Origin of the sequence: Acinetobacter sp. TG2027 (genome assembly GCF_000302435.1) — a bacterium.
In the GTDB taxonomy this organism is placed as follows: Bacteria; Pseudomonadota; Gammaproteobacteria; order Pseudomonadales; family Moraxellaceae; genus Acinetobacter; species Acinetobacter pittii.
Map to the genome: position 1 here is coordinate 223,188 of NZ_AMJN01000005.1, position 16,960 is coordinate 240,147.

The 16,960-nt window shown below is 37.6% G+C and carries 15 protein-coding genes and 1 pseudogene; 7 read left to right on the forward strand and 9 right to left on the reverse strand.

Translation table 11 applies throughout. The features are described 5' to 3' along the window. Positions 1-48: 48 nt before the first annotated feature. A complete protein-coding gene (lpxO, locus tag B806_RS0102900) occupies positions 49-963 on the reverse strand; it encodes a lipid A hydroxylase LpxO (RefSeq protein ID WP_000598899.1) in 915 nt (304 codons plus the stop codon). Between the two features lie 306 nt (positions 964-1,269). Between lpxO and B806_RS19125 the strand changes: the two genes are divergently transcribed. The 3 genes from B806_RS19125 to fadA all read left to right on the forward strand — a co-directional run bounded on the left by B806_RS19125 (position 1,270) and on the right by fadA (position 4,875). Then, positions 1,270-1,386 (forward strand): hypothetical protein, encoded by a 117-nt coding sequence (locus B806_RS19125; protein ID WP_079381177.1) that lies wholly within the window; start codon positions 1,270-1,272, stop codon positions 1,384-1,386. Positions 1,387-1,536: 150 nt separating this feature from the next. Then, positions 1,537-3,690, forward strand: a complete 2,154-nt coding sequence (gene fadB / locus B806_RS0102915; protein ID WP_017385357.1) for a fatty acid oxidation complex subunit alpha FadB — start codon at positions 1,537-1,539, stop codon at positions 3,688-3,690. A gap of 12 nt (positions 3,691-3,702) precedes the next feature. Further along, entirely contained in the window at positions 3,703-4,875 is a 1,173-nt protein-coding gene (fadA, locus tag B806_RS0102920) for an acetyl-CoA C-acyltransferase FadA (protein WP_005065826.1), read from the forward strand. A 47-nt stretch (positions 4,876-4,922) separates the two neighbouring features. On the opposite strand, the gene B806_RS0102925 is transcribed toward fadA, so the two are convergent. Together B806_RS0102925 and B806_RS0102930 are read right to left on the reverse strand one after the other, a co-directional pair. Then, on the reverse strand, positions 4,923-5,414 hold the full coding sequence (locus B806_RS0102925; protein WP_005065822.1) for a hypothetical protein: 492 nt from the start codon (positions 5,412-5,414) through the stop codon (positions 4,923-4,925). A gap of 242 nt (positions 5,415-5,656) precedes the next feature. Next, positions 5,657-6,304, reverse strand: coding sequence for an alpha/beta hydrolase (locus B806_RS0102930; RefSeq protein WP_017385356.1), 648 nt, complete (start codon positions 6,302-6,304; stop codon positions 5,657-5,659). A 71-nt stretch (positions 6,305-6,375) separates the two neighbouring features. Here B806_RS0102930 and B806_RS0102935 point away from each other — a divergent pair. Continuing rightward, positions 6,376-6,742, forward strand: a pseudogene (locus tag B806_RS0102935) (MerR family transcriptional regulator). 21 nt (positions 6,743-6,763) lie between these two features. Here B806_RS0102935 and B806_RS0102940 read toward each other — a convergent pair. Further along, a complete protein-coding gene (locus B806_RS0102940) occupies positions 6,764-7,522 on the reverse strand; it encodes a hypothetical protein (protein ID WP_017402601.1) in 759 nt (252 codons plus the stop codon). Positions 7,523-7,699: 177 nt separating this feature from the next. Between B806_RS0102940 and B806_RS0102945 the strand changes: the two genes are divergently transcribed. The 3 genes from B806_RS0102945 to B806_RS0102955 all read left to right on the forward strand — a co-directional run bounded on the left by B806_RS0102945 (position 7,700) and on the right by B806_RS0102955 (position 10,923). After that, positions 7,700-8,401 (forward strand): DsbA family oxidoreductase, encoded by a 702-nt coding sequence (locus B806_RS0102945; RefSeq protein WP_017402602.1) that lies wholly within the window; start codon positions 7,700-7,702, stop codon positions 8,399-8,401. 359 nt (positions 8,402-8,760) lie between these two features. Next, entirely contained in the window at positions 8,761-9,903 is a 1,143-nt protein-coding gene (locus tag B806_RS0102950; RefSeq protein ID WP_017402603.1) for a hypothetical protein, read from the forward strand. A gap of 126 nt (positions 9,904-10,029) precedes the next feature. Further along, positions 10,030-10,923, forward strand: a complete 894-nt coding sequence (locus B806_RS0102955) for a hypothetical protein (RefSeq protein WP_017385352.1) — start codon at positions 10,030-10,032, stop codon at positions 10,921-10,923. Positions 10,924-11,009: 86 nt separating this feature from the next. On the opposite strand, the gene htpG is transcribed toward B806_RS0102955, so the two are convergent. The 5 genes from htpG to B806_RS0102980 form a co-directional block, all read right to left on the reverse strand. Further along, positions 11,010-12,929, reverse strand: a complete 1,920-nt coding sequence (gene htpG, locus B806_RS0102960) for a molecular chaperone HtpG (RefSeq protein WP_005079391.1) — start codon at positions 12,927-12,929, stop codon at positions 11,010-11,012. A 101-nt stretch (positions 12,930-13,030) separates the two neighbouring features. After that, the gene (locus B806_RS0102965; protein WP_001060531.1) at positions 13,031-13,384 is read right to left on the reverse strand and encodes a lysozyme inhibitor LprI family protein; all 354 of its coding nucleotides are present in this window, start codon (positions 13,382-13,384) and stop codon (positions 13,031-13,033) included. Positions 13,385-13,571: 187 nt separating this feature from the next. After that, positions 13,572-14,153 (reverse strand): OmpW family outer membrane protein, encoded by a 582-nt coding sequence (locus B806_RS0102970; RefSeq protein WP_002115079.1) that lies wholly within the window; start codon positions 14,151-14,153, stop codon positions 13,572-13,574. 329 nt (positions 14,154-14,482) lie between these two features. Beyond that, entirely contained in the window at positions 14,483-15,907 is a 1,425-nt protein-coding gene (locus B806_RS0102975) for a Na+/H+ antiporter NhaC family protein (RefSeq protein WP_002114813.1), read from the reverse strand. 101 nt (positions 15,908-16,008) lie between these two features. Next, on the reverse strand, positions 16,009-16,887 hold the full coding sequence (locus B806_RS0102980; RefSeq protein ID WP_079381140.1) for an alpha/beta fold hydrolase: 879 nt from the start codon (positions 16,885-16,887) through the stop codon (positions 16,009-16,011). Between the last annotated feature and the right edge of the window lie 73 nt (positions 16,888-16,960).

The following is a 16,960-nucleotide window of genomic DNA, read 5'->3' on the forward strand; positions in this document are numbered from 1 at the left end:
AAATTATTTAAATAATCAAAATAAAAAACGCCCTTTCGGGCGCTTTAATTAAAATACATATGGTCGAACAAAAATCAGGAAGAAAATCCCAAGCATGAGGAACCATTTTAAGAAGTAATACAACTTACGGTTTTTAGCTTTTAATGCTTTAGCTTTAATACGAATTTGATAGACATAACCAAAAGCTTTATTTAGGCCACCTGTTTGGTCACCTGTTTCATTCGGTGAACTTGCCGCAGTCATCACATTACGACCAAACCAATGGTTGAAACGCTCCATCCATTTTACTTTCATTGGACGTTCAACGTCTGCAAAGAAAATAATACGGTTTTGATCAGTCTTATTTTCAGCATAGTGAATATAAGTTTCATCAAACACAACACTTTGACCATCACGCCAAGAATATCTTTCGCCATCGACGTCAATAAAACAACGATCATCATTTGGTGTAATTAGACCTAAGTGATAACGCAATGAACCTGCATACGGATCACGGTGTCTTACCAAACGGCTGTCAGGTGCAAGTTCGGTAAACATTGCTGCTTTAATTGTCGGCAATGTTTTAAGAAGTGCTGTAGTTTTTGGGCAAAGCTCAGCAGCAGATGGATGACTCGATTCATACCATTTAAGGTAAAAACGCTTCCAACCTGTTTTAAAGAATGAGTTAAAACCTAAGTCATTATAGGTACTTGAAGCTTTAATCCCACCTTGGTCATATAAAGCTTTCGCTTCATCACGAATCATTTCCCAATTTTCATCCAGCACTTTTAAATCTTTAAAATGCTGTGTGTCGATATAAGGCTGATTCGGCACCTTTGAAAAGATGTACATTAAAAAGTTAATCGGTGCGAGCAAGGTTGAATGGTCAAAAAATTGACGATAAAACGAGTGACGCACTTTGCCGCGATGTTGGATATACAATGCTGATATCACAAAAATCGCTAATATGATCCACTTAATCATATTGCTACTCTTTCAAAAGATTAGGGGCAACTTCACCTTATATTTAAGGAGAGAGAAACCGGAAGTTTATTTAATTGGCGCAAATTTTAACAAAATTGACTTAGAAAAAGCGAATGTAAAAAAATTAAGTCAAATAATAGACAGCGCTGTTGTAATAAAAATTTTAAATATAGTGTATTTTTCCATAAATTTAAGGAAGTTAAAATTTATTACTATTATTACTGTTATTTACAGATGATCCCACTAACAATTGACATTTTTGACAAAAAATTAACTTTTAAAACTTATTCGTTTTTATATAAAAATTTGATAATTCCAATGCTTTATCAAGAAAAAGTTAAATTAAAACAAATGCCTTTCGTTATTAGCTATCTTTATGATTTCTTTTATGCATTTCATATAGATGAATTGAATAATAAATAAGATGACCCTTGCGTCACGGCTTGATACAACTTGTCAGGTTTTTTTTAGATATAGTTATCGTAAGATTAGCGAAGCATAAATGTGTACCTAAGATGTGCACACGCTTCATAACATCAACTTAGAAGTCCTCCAAAACTAAGGAGATCAGGCATGATCCACGCTGGCAATGCCATTACCGTCCAAATGCTTTCGGACGGAATTGCAGAATTCCGCTTTGACTTACAAGGTGAGTCGGTCAATAAATTTAACCGTGCAACAATTGAAGATTTCCAAGCTGCTATTGCTGCGGTAAAAGCAAATAATGATATTAAAGGCTTAGTTGTTACCTCGGGCAAATCGACATTTATTGTTGGGGCAGACATTACCGAATTTGGTGAAAACTTCGCACAAGGCGAAAAAGCGATTGTTGACTGGCTTATGCCTGTTCACGAAATCTTCAATAGCTTTGAAGATTTAGAGATTCCAAAAGTTGTTGCTATTAACGGTATGGCGTTAGGTGGCGGTTTTGAAATGTGTTTAGTTTGTGACTATCGTGTGATGTCAGAAGCTGCACAAGTGGGCTTACCGGAAATTAAACTTGGTATTTACCCAGGTTTCGGCGGTAGCGTACGTTTAAGCCGTCTGATCGGTATCGACAACGCGGTTGAATGGATGGCGATGGCTGCTCCTAAAAAACCGGCTGCTGCCCTAAAAGATGGTGCGGTAGATGCGGTTGTAGCTGCTGATAAATTACTTGAAGCTGCAACTGACTTAGTTAAGCAAGCAATTTCTGGTCGTTTAAACTGGAAAGCAAAACGTCAAGAAAAGCTTGAAGCTGTAAAATTGAACCCGCTTGAACAAATGATGGCGTTCAATACTGCAAAAGGTGCAGTGCTTGCTAAAGCAAACCCTGCTCAATACCCTGCTCCAAAATTATTACTTGATTCATTACAAGCGGGTGCAAGCCTTGCGCGTGACGAAGCATTAAAAGCTGAAGCTGAAGGTTTTGCAAAAGCTGCGATTACACCACAAGCTGGTGCATTGATTGGTTTATTCCTCAATGACCAAGTTGTTAAGAAAACTGCTAAAAAACATGAAAAAGGTGCACACCCTGTAAACCAAGCAGCTGTACTTGGCGCTGGTATCATGGGTGGTGGTATTGCTTACCAAGCGGCAAGCAAAGGTACACCAATTATCATGAAAGATATTGGTAACCCACAACTTGCTCTAGGTATGAAAGAAGCGAACAGCTTGTTAACTAAACAAGTTGAACGCAAGAAAATGAAACCTGCGCAAATGGGTGAAACGCTTGCACGTATCCGTCCTACTTTAAGCTACGATGAGTTTAAAGAAGTTGACATCGTGATCGAAGCAGTTACAGAAAATCCAAAAGTAAAAGAAATGGTACTTGCGGATACTGAGAAGAATGTTCGTGAAAATACGATTATTGCTTCTAATACTTCTACGATTTCAATCACGCGTTTAGCAAAAGCATTACAACGTCCTGAAAACTTCGTTGGTATGCACTTCTTCAACCCAGTTCACATGATGCCGCTTGTAGAAGTAATTCGTGGTGAAAAGACTTCTGAAGAAGCGATTGCAACTACTGTTGTTCTTGCTCAAAAAATGGGTAAAACACCAATCGTTGTAAACGACTGCCCAGGGTTCTTGGTTAACCGTGTATTGTTCCCTTACTTTGGTGCGTTTGACCTTCTTGTAAAAGACGGCGCAGACTTCCAGCAAGTTGACAATGTAATGTCGAAATTTGGCTGGCCAATGGGTCCTGCTTACCTTATCGACGTTGTAGGTATCGACACAGGTGTACATGGTGCAGAAGTCATGGCTGAAGGTTTCCCAGACCGTATGAAGCCAGACTACAAAGGTTCAATCCAAGCAATGTACGAAGCTAAACGTCTTGGTCAAAAGAATGACGTTGGTTTCTACAAATACGAACTCGATAAGAAAGGCAAAAAAGCAAAAACTGTTGATCCAACAGCATATGAAATCATTGCTCCTTTCGTAACGGGTGAGAAACGCGAGTTTGATAACCAAGAAATCATTGACCGCATGATGCTTGCTTTCTGTAACGAAACAGTTCGTTGCTTAGAAGACAACATCGTTGCAACTGCTGCTGAAGCAGACATGGCAATGATTATGGGTGTAGGTTTCCCTCCATTCCGTGGTGGTCCATGTCGTTATATCGACCAGACTGGTGTTGCTGAATACGTTGCACTTTGCGACAAATATGCACACTTAGGTAAGGCTTATGAAGCGCCACAAATGTTGCGCGACATGGCTGCTAACAACAAAAAATTCTACGGTTAAGGAGCAACGTGAATGGCTACTTTAAATCCACGTGACGTTGTCATCGTTGATGGCGTACGTTCTGCAATGGGTAAAACCAAAAACGGTATGTTCCGTAATGTACGTGCTGACAGCTTATCTGCTGAATTGGTTCGTGCACTCGTTGCTCGTAACCAGTTTGATGTAAACGAAGTTGAAGACCTAATCTGGGGCTGTGTAAACCAGACTCTAGAACAAGGTATGAATATTGGCCGTAACATCGGCTTATTGGCTGACTTACCAAAAACTGTAGCAGGTCAGACTGTAAACCGTCTTTGTGGTTCATCTATGCAAGCACTTCATACTGCTGCTGCACAGATCGCAACAAACCAAGGTGATATTTTCATTATTGGTGGTGTAGAGCACATGGGCCACGTAGGTATGATGCACGGCATCGACTTAAACCCAGAAGCATCTAAACACTATGCAAAAGCATCTAACATGATGGGCTTAACTGCTGAAATGTTAGGTCGCATGAATGGCATTAGCCGTGAAGAGCAAGACGCTTTTGGTGTTGAATCTCACCGCCGTGCTTGGGCTGCAACTCAAGAAGGTCGTTTCAAAAACGAAATCGTTGGTGTTGAAGGCCACGATGCAAATGGCTTTAAAATCCTTTGCGACATCGACGAAGTAATTCGTCCAGATGCAAACCTTGAAGCGTTCAAAGCATTACGTCCTGTATTTGACCCGAAAGGCGGTACTGTAACTGCGGCTACATCTTCAGCTTTATCTGATGGTGCTTCTGCAATGTTACTTATGTCTGCTGAACGCGCACAAGCGTTAGGTTTAAAACCACGCGCTGTAATTCGCTCTATGGCGGTTGCAGGTTGTGACGCAGCAATCATGGGTTACGGTCCAGTTCCAGCAACTCAAAAAGCGCTTAAACGTGCTGGTTTAACGATGGCTGATATTCAAACTATCGAGTTAAACGAAGCATTTGCTGCTCAAGGCTTATCAGTAATGAAAGGCTTAGGTATTTATGACAAGCAAGACATCATTAACTTAAATGGTGGTGCGATTGCTTTGGGTCACCCACTAGGCTGTTCTGGTGCGCGTATCACCACTACGTTGTTAAACGTAATGGAACAACAAGATACTCAAATCGGTCTTGCGACCATGTGTATCGGCCTTGGTCAAGGTATTGCAACAGTAATCGAACGTGTTTAATTAACACCAAGATAAAAAAATCCCCGCTCAATGCGGGGATTTTTATTTTAACGTCCTTTTAAACCATCTTGAATTTGCTGTTGTAATTTTATGAGGTCACTAAGGTTAACTTTCATCGTACCCTCACGATAAGCATCAACATTACTTCGATTAATATTCAAAGGTCTTAACATTTCAAAGATACCATTGGTTGGATCAGAAGACTGTATTCCACCCGCTACCGCTAAAATATATTCTTGTAGAAATGGCGAAAGCTGGGACAAATCGGGCTGAGCCATAACTGGCTGATAATCTACTGTCGTCATGCCTTCAGGGACTAAAGCATTTTGTATATCGTAATGCGTTTTATACTCATGATGTTGCAGAGCCTGACGCACTTTTTTATCTTCTTGGAAGGGTACAAATCCTACCTCTTCACGTAGCTCAGATTCAGCCATAACGCGAATTGTTGGTAAAGTCGCTACTTCCTCTGCTTGAACAGTCGGTAAACCCATAAAAGCAAATGCAGCAATGAAGGCTGATTGTTTTAGAAAGTTCATAACTTGCTCCAAAAATCAGTCACCCTATTTCAATTAAAAGATGATGATTAAATTAAAAGTATCTATAAATAGGCTACAACAAAGTCGAATTTGATTCAGTAAGGCTCAGATAAACGGTAAATATAATTAAATTTTTTAATGTAAAAGTATGGTTCTTCTATTTATTAAACTGCATCCTATAAAACACTCTATAACTTGAACAAAAGTGTTCAGATTATAGAGTGCGATTTAACTTATTGGTTTTATTTGCTGTCTAACATCTCTTTTAAAGAATTCACGACTTGCGGAAATGCCGTATAACCTTCACGACCTAAAAAATGCCCGCCATTAGGAACGGTAATGTACGGCGCATCAATTTCTTTTGCCAATTCAATAGTCAGTTTGGGCGGAACCAAATCATCATTATCAGATAAATACACCAGCTTTTTCTTTATGTCCTTAAAGTAGTTCGTATCGACTTTACTCTTCGTTATATAACTATTGAGAACAGAAGAATCTGAAATGAGACCAGAGAATCCAGATACTAAAATCATTCCTCCAATATTTTGATAATCATGCCTTTGCAAAAAGTACAGTAACGTAATCACCCCTAAACTGTGCGCAACAAAATAGGTATTTTCATCCACCTTAGGGATCTGTTGATCTAAAACTTTCTGCCATGCATCTACGTCTGGATTCTCAGAATCTGGAAATGGAATTAAAGTAACCGTTTTATTTTCATTTTCTATTTGATGTTTTAAATCTAGAAACCAATGATCATCGATAGAAGCAGAGTAACCGTGAAGCACAAATATTTGACGCATGTTCTTCTCCTGAAGTTCAAGTTTTTTGGCATTTGCAACAAATGACATTAATCCGAATAACACCAATAAAATGAGTTTTCTGATCATTGAACAAGTACCATTTTGAAAGATAAAAACATGCTAAACTATGACACCACTGTTAAGGTCAACCCCATTTTATGAACTTAGCTAAAGTTGCCGAGCTTACAAAAGTAAGTCCTCGTATGCTGCGTTATTACGAGAGCTTAGGGCTTATACAGCCTCTTCGAGCGAGTAATAACTATCGAAGTTATACGCAAAAAGATATTGAAAAATATTAAGAAAATTAAAATATTAAATGATGCAGGCATGCACCTAAAAGATATTCAGGTTTTGCTGCCTTGTTTTGATTTAGATGAACGCGTATTTACGTTGTGCTCAGTGGTTCAAGAAAAACTGCAAACTGAACTCATGCATGTGTCTGAGCAGTTAAACAAACTACAAACTTCTCAAAGTTTATTACAATCTTTTTTAACCAAAGGAAAAGTCGAGAGCACCAAATCATAATATTTGATGCTCATGCTCCGCTTATTCTTTTAAATCTCCTTCGAGCGAAGCCACATTTTTTTTCTTAATTTTTTCAATTTTTGCATTTAGTTTTAGAACATCTTGATAAAGCCCATTAAACTTTTTGACCTGAGCATTTTCATGAAAAAGAATCATCTGATCTTTCTTTTGCCATTCATAATTTTTTAGAAGCTTAAACATTTGTTCTGCTTTATCTAAAATTTGTAGCTCAATCATAAAAATTGCATGGTCTTGATCTGCTTTTTGCTGAGTTCCCAATTTCATTTCAAGAAGTTGCCTCATTTCTGCATCAACAGATAATTCTTGAACCTTTGCTAAGAAAGTTTTATGAATCTTTTCATATTCAGTTTGATACTGATCCGAAGCTGTACGAACATCAGCTAGCATCTTTTCGGTTTCTACAAATTTTTGTTTTTTATCAAGATCTAAACGGTCCACATTTAAAAAAGTGTCCCATTTTGCTGCTTTGAGTTCTCTTAAGTACGCATTCCGTGCATTAATATTTTGAATCCAATAACTTAAAAGAAATTCTGAAATTTGCTTATAGTGTCCTGCCAAACGCTTATCGTGAATATCAAGCTGGACGGGTTTAGACCAGTCTTGTGCTTGGTCATAAAGCTGATTCATTTTTTCAGTCATGACGACATCAAACATTTGACTACTGTCTTTGGCTTGCTGCTGTTTGATATGCTGATAGGTGAAAAAAATAATGCTTGTGATAACAATCAGACTTGCAATCGCAACCAAAACTCGGCGCATACACACCTCCTATTTCCCTTTTTATAGTTTTGCTCTTTATAGTTATAAAATAGAGCTTATTCTTCTTTATATGCCATTTATTTCACAATACGCAACACTGTATTCGCTACTCAAAGCTTTAAATCCTTATCCATCATCCCTATTATGATGGGTAATTAAAATTTATGAGATTCTCCCATGCGTGTAGATGTTTGGTCTGATGTAGTTTGCCCTTTTTGTTATATCGGCAAAAAACGCCTTGAGCATGTAGCTGCTGAAGCAGGTATTGATCTTGAAATTCACTGGCATAGTTTTGAATTAGATCCTGATGCGCCAGCAAAACATGACACTTCAAATACTGAGCGTCTAGCTAAAAAATATGGCCGTACCTATGAAGAGATGGAAGAAATGGAGCGCAATATTGCGGCCATGGCTGCTTCTGAAGGTATTGATTTCCAATGGCAAAAAGCCAACTCAGGCAATAGTTTTAATGCACACCGTATTATTCACCTTGCGCAAAGCAAAGGTTTAGGCAATGAAGCAAAAGAAGCTTTTTTTCATGCTTATATGACCGAAGGTCTCGCAATTGGCGAACGTGAAGTTGTAGAAGAAATTGCATCTCGTATTGGCCTTGATAATGCCGAAGTTGAGTATGTATTAGATACCAATGAACTATCTGACTTTGTCCGCCATGATGAAAAAATTGCACGTGAGCAGCTTAATGTAACTGGCGTGCCATTTTTTGTATTCGACCAAAGAATCGCTCTTGCTGGCGCTCAACCACGTGAAGTCTTTTTACAAGTTTTGGAAAAAGCACAACTCAAAGCAAATACTGAAGAAGTCGAGCAAGATGATGCGGCTGTTTGTACCGATGAAACTTGTGATGTTCCAAAGAAATAAATGAACACAATTAAAATGTGATCAAATCGTATGTTTTATCATCATTTTAGCAATAGAGCGTTCTAAAAAAAGAACTATCTAATTGCTAAAAATCAGTTTATTATTGCCGCTTAGAATATTCGCGCTGTAATGTTCTGTTTTTTATGTGTTTAATGATCGGAATTTGAAGTTTCCTTGATCTATCATCCCCCTTCACTGGGGGATTTTTTTTGGCTAAAAATAATCGCTAATAGCTTAAACTTTTTCATTTATTTCAAATATGTAAAAAAAGTTAAATTTACTTAACTTTTGTGTCTCCCTCTTGATTTTATTAGAAAAATCAACAAAAGTGGAAACAACAACAAAACATAAAGATAGATATGAAAACATTTCATGTAATGCCGTACCGGCAACTTTTTGCACTTTTAACGATTGGATTTGGTTCAGTATGCATCGCTCATGCAGAGACCGCCTCTTCTTCTACAAACCAACAAATAGGAAGTACATCATCTGGAGTACAAACTGAAGTCACCACAGACGAAAATCTCTTAGATCAAATTCCGCGTTGGGTAGACGCAACCCCAACCATTTTTCCAGAGCAGTCTAATGAGCCTATTGTTCCGCCTACCGAACAAACCGAAGATCAAACATGGGTTGATCGTAAGCAAAAGATAATTCGTAATTGGGCCGATCGTACTTCTGAAAAAATTGATAATTGGTTTGGTGAAGTTGATCCACAAAAACCTGCAACAGCAACCATTCGCGTCATGGTGGATAACTATTGGAATGAATATGACAACTTTGAAATTAAGCCCAGAATTCGCGGTAAGATTAAGCTCCCTACACTAGAAAAACGTTTAAGCGTGGTATTTGGTGATGACTCTTTAGATAATGAATTTAATAACAGCCCAGCTAATATTAACCAAAACCCAAATCAAGACTCTAATAAGAAGTTAGATGGTAAGCAAACTCGAGATGACAACAGCTCAATTGCTTTACGTTGGTCAAATTTCTCGAAAAAACTGCCTTTTGAAACCGATGCAGACTTAGGTATTCGTTCTGGAGACGATATTTATGTTCGTTTAAAAGCATCGAGAGATTGGCAACTTCGTAATGATTTTAAGTTTTATGCTGAACAAATTTATCGTTACGGCATAGACAGCGAAAACTACTTACGTACTAATCTTGAACTTACCCATGCTAGACCGAATCAACCGATTTTATCCAATCAGTTCAGCCTAACCTATGCCGATGATCAAGATGACGATCTAGCTTGGGAAAACCGAACATTCCGCGAGCACAGTTTCTTTGCAAACAACCGTTTTAACTATGGGATTTATACAAGTGGTTATTACAACGACAATGACTTGCGTTTAAACAGTTGGGGACCGTTTGTTTCATGGCGCCAACCCGTTTTACGTGAGTGGTTCTTTGTACAAGGCGATGTAAATTACTTTAATGACCACCGCGAAGATCGCAACCATTTTGTCAGCACCTTCTTGCGTTTAGAAGCACTTTTCTAAGCTAGCAAACATCACCTTGGAACCTTATCCAAGGTGATGAATAACAAAATACTTTTAAATAAAATTTTAAGCTTAGCCTTCTAAAGTACTGTTCTAATTTTTGTTTTTGATTCCTTATCTTTAAAAATGAATCAATTTTCTTCTCCATTTCAAAATAAATCGACAGTCTTCATTTGTATTTATAGTTTAGGTGTATTAGCTTTACTTCCACATACTCAATTTTTTTATAACTCTTTAAAACACCAACGGTCACGGCGTTATCCCTATTCTTCTACGAGTTTCACTAAAGTAAAAAGACAATCACTTTCACGCTCACCTTGTGAAGTAGAAGCAAACAATACTTTATCTGATGCTGGTTTAATTCAAGAGCTTATGGCTGTATTTGGAAATGATACGTTATGGAAACGTGCGACTCAGCCTGAACAAACTTATAAAGCCTTTGGTAAGAAAAAGAAGAAGACCTCATCGGCACAAATTTCGGCTACTAATCCATTGAGTGCAAGCTGGGCCACCATTTCAACTTGGATGCCTTTTGAAAATGACCTTGATTTAGGCTCTAACTCTGAGAGTGATGTGTATGTCCAGTTTCTGGCTAAAAAGAAATGGAATTTGAGACATAACATTAGCTTTGATACAGAGCAGATATTTCGCTACGGATCTACTAGCCGAAATTACACTGAAACCACGCTAAACCTAACGCAAAAAATGCAAGATAACACATTATTTTCTAATAAATTTAATGTAAACAAGAGCGAAAATGAAGATTACAACTGGGGCAATTGGACTTTTCAACAATTTGAGTTTGTAAAAGATAATAGCCTGACTTACGGTATTTATAGCGGTGGCGTATATACCAAAAATGATATTCGACTAAATAGCTGGGGCCCTTATATTTCATGGCGCCAACCGATATGGAGAGATTGGATTTTTATGCAAAATGATCTTAATTTTTTTAACCATATTGATGATGATCCGAAACACCAACTCAGCGTTCAAATAAATCTAGAAGCTAATTTTTAATCATAAATTGCCAAATTGTGGATAACTCTTTCTTTATCCACAAAAAAAAAGCCCCTGATAGTCCAGAGGCTTTTTTTAAAGCTAAATTACTTGAGTAATAAACTATTAATACGTTTCACATAAGCTGCTGGGTCTTCTGGCAAACCACCTTCAGCAATCACAGCTTGATCGAAAATCACATTTGCCAAGTCATCAAACTGCTCTGAACCTTCAAGTTTTTTCACTAAAGGATGCTCAGGGTTAATTTCTAAAATCGGTTTGATTTCTGGCACTGCTTGTCCAGCTTGTTTTAGCATGCGAATAAGTTGCGGAGACAACTCCCCTTCACTTGTTACTAAACACGCTGGAGAATCAACTAGACGTGTAGTTACACGTACTTCTTTAGTTTTAGCCTTTAATGAGTCACTTAGTTTCTCAACAACAGGCTTAAACTGTTCAGCTGCTTGCTCAAGTGCTTTCTTCTCTTCAGCATCTTGCAAATCGCCTAAATCAACCGCGCCTTTAGACACATTCTTTAATGGCGTACCGTCAAACTCTTGAACAAAATTCATTGCCCATTCGTCAACACGCTCTGCCATTAATAACACTTCAATGCCTTTTTTCTTAAACAACTCAAGCTGCGGCGAGTTTTTCGCTGCTGCTAGACTGTCAGCAGTCACATAATAGATGGCTTTTTGGCCCTCTTTCATACGTGCCTTATAGTCAGCAAAAGAAGTCGTTACTTCATCATTTGTTGAAGTCGCATAACGTAATAATTTTAAAATACGTTCACGGTTACCAAAGTCTTCGCCCAAGCCTTCTTTAAGTACTGAACCAAACTCACTGTAGAAGGTCTTGAATTTTTCTTGGTCTTTTTCATCTTCCGATTTAGCCAAACCATCAAGTACAGTTAATACACGGCGTGCATTACCTTCACGAATCGTTTTGACATCACGGCTTTCTTGCAACAACTCACGGCTAACATTAAGCGGTAAATCAGCACTATCCACTACACCTTGGACAAAGCGCAAATAGTTTGGAATTAAGTTATCTGCATCGTCCATAATAAAGACGCGTTTTACATATAGCTTAATTCCCGCTTTTGCTTCACGAGTAAAAATGTCATGTGGTGCTTTACTTGGAATATAGAGTAATTGGGTATATTCCGTACTACCTTCAACACGGTTATGTGCCCAAGCCAATGGTGCTTCAAAGTCATGAGTTAAGTTTTTATAGAACTCAATATATTGCTCTTCAGTCACTTCGCTTTTATTACGTGTCCATAAAGCACTTGCCGAGTTAATCGCTTCCCACTCGTCAGTTTTGACCATTTGGCCGCCTTTAGGCTCTTCACCTTCAGCAACCTCTTCTTCTTGCCAAACTTCTTTTTGCATTTCAATTGGCAAGCTAATGTGGTCAGAGTATTTATTAACAATTTGCTTAACTTTATAAGATTCTAAATAATCAAGTGCATCATCACGTAAATGAAGAATAATGTCAGTACCACGTGAGGCCTTATCAATTTGCTGAACTTCAAACTCGCCTGTGCCACCACTAATCCAGCGCACCCCTTCAGATGCCTCTAGACCCGCACGGCGTGATTCAACCGTAATCTTGTCTGCAACAATAAAACCTGAATAAAAACCAACACCAAATTGACCAATCAATTGAGCATCTGCTTTTTGATCACCAGTCAATTTTGACATGAAATCTTTAGTGCCTGACTTAGCAATTGTACCTAAGTTATCAATTGCTTCTTGTTGGCTTAAACCAATACCGTTATCAGAAATCGTTAAGGTTTTATCTTCTTTATTTAAGCTGATTCGTACATGTAAGTCTGGATCATTTTCATAATATTCAGGATGATTAATTCCTTCAAAACGTAACTTATCACATGCATCTGATGCATTAGAGATAAGTTCACGTAAGAAAATCTCAGGGTTAGAATAGAGAGAATGCGTCACTAAATGTAAAAGCTGGGCAACTTCTGCTTGGAAACTATAATTTTGTGATGCTTGTTCACTCATAAATCACTCCTTAAATTTTGAAGCTGTTTGTTCTCGAATGCTTTATGAATGGAGTACTTCTAGAATTTTTCAATCCTGAATATTAAAAATTTTTACTCTAATTAAAATGGGCCGTGGCTTAACACCCTATCTTGCAATATCGTATCTAACTGCTTTTGACGTTGTTGGTAAGCTTTGCTAATACAACTGACATTGGCAGCACAAGCATTTCTTTTTTTCAGCCATTGCTGCTGAGTATCTTTCTGGTTATCTCGCCCACCCATAGGTAAAGCATGCAGAACGATTTGATACGTCGTTGCCATTTTTACATCTGCATCATTTAAAGAACGGTTTTTACAAATACTTTTTTCCGTTTTCGTTTTTGCAGCATCGCACGAAAAACTTGCAGCTTGTAAATTTTGAGTAAAAGCAATACCGCTCAAAAGTGCTAAACAAATCGCTAATTTGTTATTCATGTTTTTATTCCCATGCTTGTAATGAATAGAAATTAGTTTAGAAAAAAACTTGCAGAAAATATGTGTAAAACTGTCTGTTTTATGCTTTTTTTAGTGCAAATAAAATCCATAAAAAAACCTCACATAAAATATATGTGAGGTGCCTGAGTCTAGGTTTATTATTATATTTTTCTATTTATTATTATGCTTAAAATTTATAGCTATAACCCAAAGTATAAACAAACGGATTAATATCTAGATCAAATTTAGCACCATTTGTTAAGGTAACTTCTGGGCTTAAATCAGCATAACGTACATCTACAAATACACCCCAGTTTTTAGCATCAGCAGGTTGGAAATTAAAACCAACTTGTCCTGCCACACCAAAGTCTTCTTTTACTTTGTCAGCAACACCTTGCTCGTCCCAAGGAATAAATGCTGTAGCACCAATACCAATATACGGAGTGAAACGTGTAGAGTTTTTAAAATGATATTTTGCTGTAATTGTTGGTGGTAACTGTTTAATACGCGCTACATTTTTACCATCTAGCAATACATCATGATTAACCGGTGCTGCTAATAATAATTCTGCCGAAAATGGAGACTGACCAAAAAAGTATTCTACCGATGGTGTAAATGCATATTCATGATCTGCTTTTACTACACCTAAAGCCGTTGTTGTATCTTCTGATGGAGCAATAACACTACCACCAAATTTCACTTGCCAGTTACCAGCAAAAGTAAAAGAAGACATCCCCATTAATGCAATAACCAAAGCTTTTTTGAACACTTTAATATCTCCAACCTTATTTATATTTATAATAAACATTTATTTTAAAACCATGCAATACTCATTATAAAATTATTTTATAGTTTATTTTTAAACTACTGTTTTAAATAAAATTATATATTATCCAACTATTTTAATAGGTTTTTATTCCAACCTTATTAATCAAGATTATTTTATATTACCAACCATTTTAATATACTTTTAAATTCCGAGTGTTTTAATATAATTTATTTTGAATACATGTTTTATTTAGACAATAAAAAACCTTCTTAATTTAAATCTAAAGATCGTTATTAAGAAGGTTTACACTTTAATATTTTATAAAAACTTTATAAAACCATTGCAGCAATCCAGCCAAAAATTAATAGCGGAATATTAAAGTGAATAAAGGTAGGTACGACTGTATCCCAAATATGATCGTGTTGCCCATCTACTCCTAAACCAGCTGTTGGCCCTAAGGTTGAATCAGAGGCTGGCGATCCAGCATCACCTAATGCTGCTGCTGTACCAATAAGTGCAATCGTTGCTAATGGTGAGAAACCAAACTGCACGCATAAAGGCACGTAAATAACAGCTAATACAGGAACACTTGAGAAAGATGAACCAATACCAATTGTCACAAATAAGCCAATACAAAGCATTAAGAATGCTGCAAGTGCACGGTTATCTCCAATAATCTCGACTACACCATTTACTAACTGATTAATATCACCAGTATGAGTCATTACTGAAGCGAAACCGGCAGCAGAAATCATGATAAAGCCCACTAAAGCCATCATTCGCATGCCTTGTACAAAAACATCATCTGCATCTTGCCATTTAAAAATTCCGGCAGTAGATAGAACAGCAAAACCGACTAAACCACCCAAAATCATCGAACCTGAATACAGCTGCGCAGCAAGTGTCAAGCCAATCGCGAGTAGTGCCATCAAGATCGTTTTCTTTGCAATAACTGGTGCTTGCTCTGCTTCATGCTTTAACTCTTCAGCATCTGCTTTTAAGTCGGCTGTTTCAACTTGAGTAGTTGCACGAATAGGTTTATCTAAATCAATCGTGGTCACAGGTGTAATCGCACGATCAGCATAAATTCTTGGTTTACGGTAGCTAATAAATACAGCAACCAAAGTGCCTAACACCATACCTAAAACAGGAATGGCCATGCCAATTGGCATCATTGCCCGATCAACATGCAAGCCATACGCTGCCCCAATTTTGTTGATATTTCCCATCAGAATCTGTTCAAGGAAAATTGCACCAAATCCAACCGGAAGAAAAATATAAGTACCAACCAAACCTAACGTAAGTACACAGGCTGCGGCGCGGCGGTCTAATTTTAAATGGTTCATTACCCGTAACAGTGGCGGAACCAGTACAGGAATAAAGGCAATATGAACTGGAATAAGGTTTTGAGAGAAAATAGCAGAAATTAATAAAATACCTAAGAGGAGATATTTCACTTTAGTCTGACGGCTTTTCCCGGCTTCCATTCCCAATAAACCAATCAGCTTATGGGCAAGTAAATCAGGCAATCCAGATTTTGAAAGTGCCAGAGCAAATGCCCCTAACACTGCATAGGCAAGTGCAACTTCAGCACCGTCACCAAGACCAGCGTTAAAAGCTTCAACGGTTTGAGAAAGGCTTAAACCTGCTACGAGGCCGCCCACAATGGCAGAAACCACTAAAGTCAGTACGACAGAAACGCGCGCCAGTGATAATAAGAACATCACTGCAATCGCAATAACGACAGCATTCATGAATAAGTTCAGAGCAAAACAAAAGGCGATATTCTAGCAGATTCATATCTATGAAGCCGAAAATATCGCCGAATTAACAGTTTTATGCAGTTATTTCACTGTTACGCTTGAGCTTTAATAAACTCACGAATATGAGTTGCTATTTTCTCTGGCTCACTCAGAATGGCCCAGTGATTTGCATTAAGCTCTACATATTCAAATTTTTCAACCCATTTTGGCATGGCCTCAGTGATGTATTCTGGGCTTACAAAAGTATCATATTTTAAAATAACAGCTTTTACTGGGCACTGCGCATAACGTTGACGTGGGTCAGTTAAGCGGGGAATAAAATTGGCACGATATAAATTAATGCCATATTTACCATCAGCATTAATATTATTATTTAAAGGTAAATTACTTTTCCTTTCTAGCTGAGTAAGAACTTTACCCCATTTTTCTGGGCTAAATAGAGACCATACTATGGGTGCTAATAACGGAAGATGGAATGCCCCGATATACCAAGATTTGGTTAATATTTTTAAGATTTGAGCTGGTGAAGATTTAAATTTATCACGTAAAAATAAAGCGGCATGATCAAGACATGGTCCAGAAATGGTGGTGTATGATAATAAACGACCTTTGAGCTTAGGCTCAGTGACTGATTCCCAAGACTGAATTGATCCCCAATCATGTGCAGCCATATGGAATTGACGATTTGGTAATAACTCATCAACAACTTCTTGGAGATCTAGAGATAAACGCTCTAAACGATAATCACGTATACGTTTTGGTATAGATGACAAACCAGCTCCACGCACATCGTAAGTAACAATATAGAAGTCATTGATCAAATGCTCAATGATTGATTCCCATACTTCTTGATTGTCAGGATAACCATGTACTAAAACCAACGGTGTATTTTTTTCGTCACCCCATGTTTTAGCACAAAGCGTTTGTTGATCACTTGTTGTTACTGTATGAACTTTTGGCTGCATAATCATTTCCTATCTTGTTTTTCAATCGATCATGTCGTTAGTCGGATAGAGCATTGCCATCAATATAAAAAAGATGATA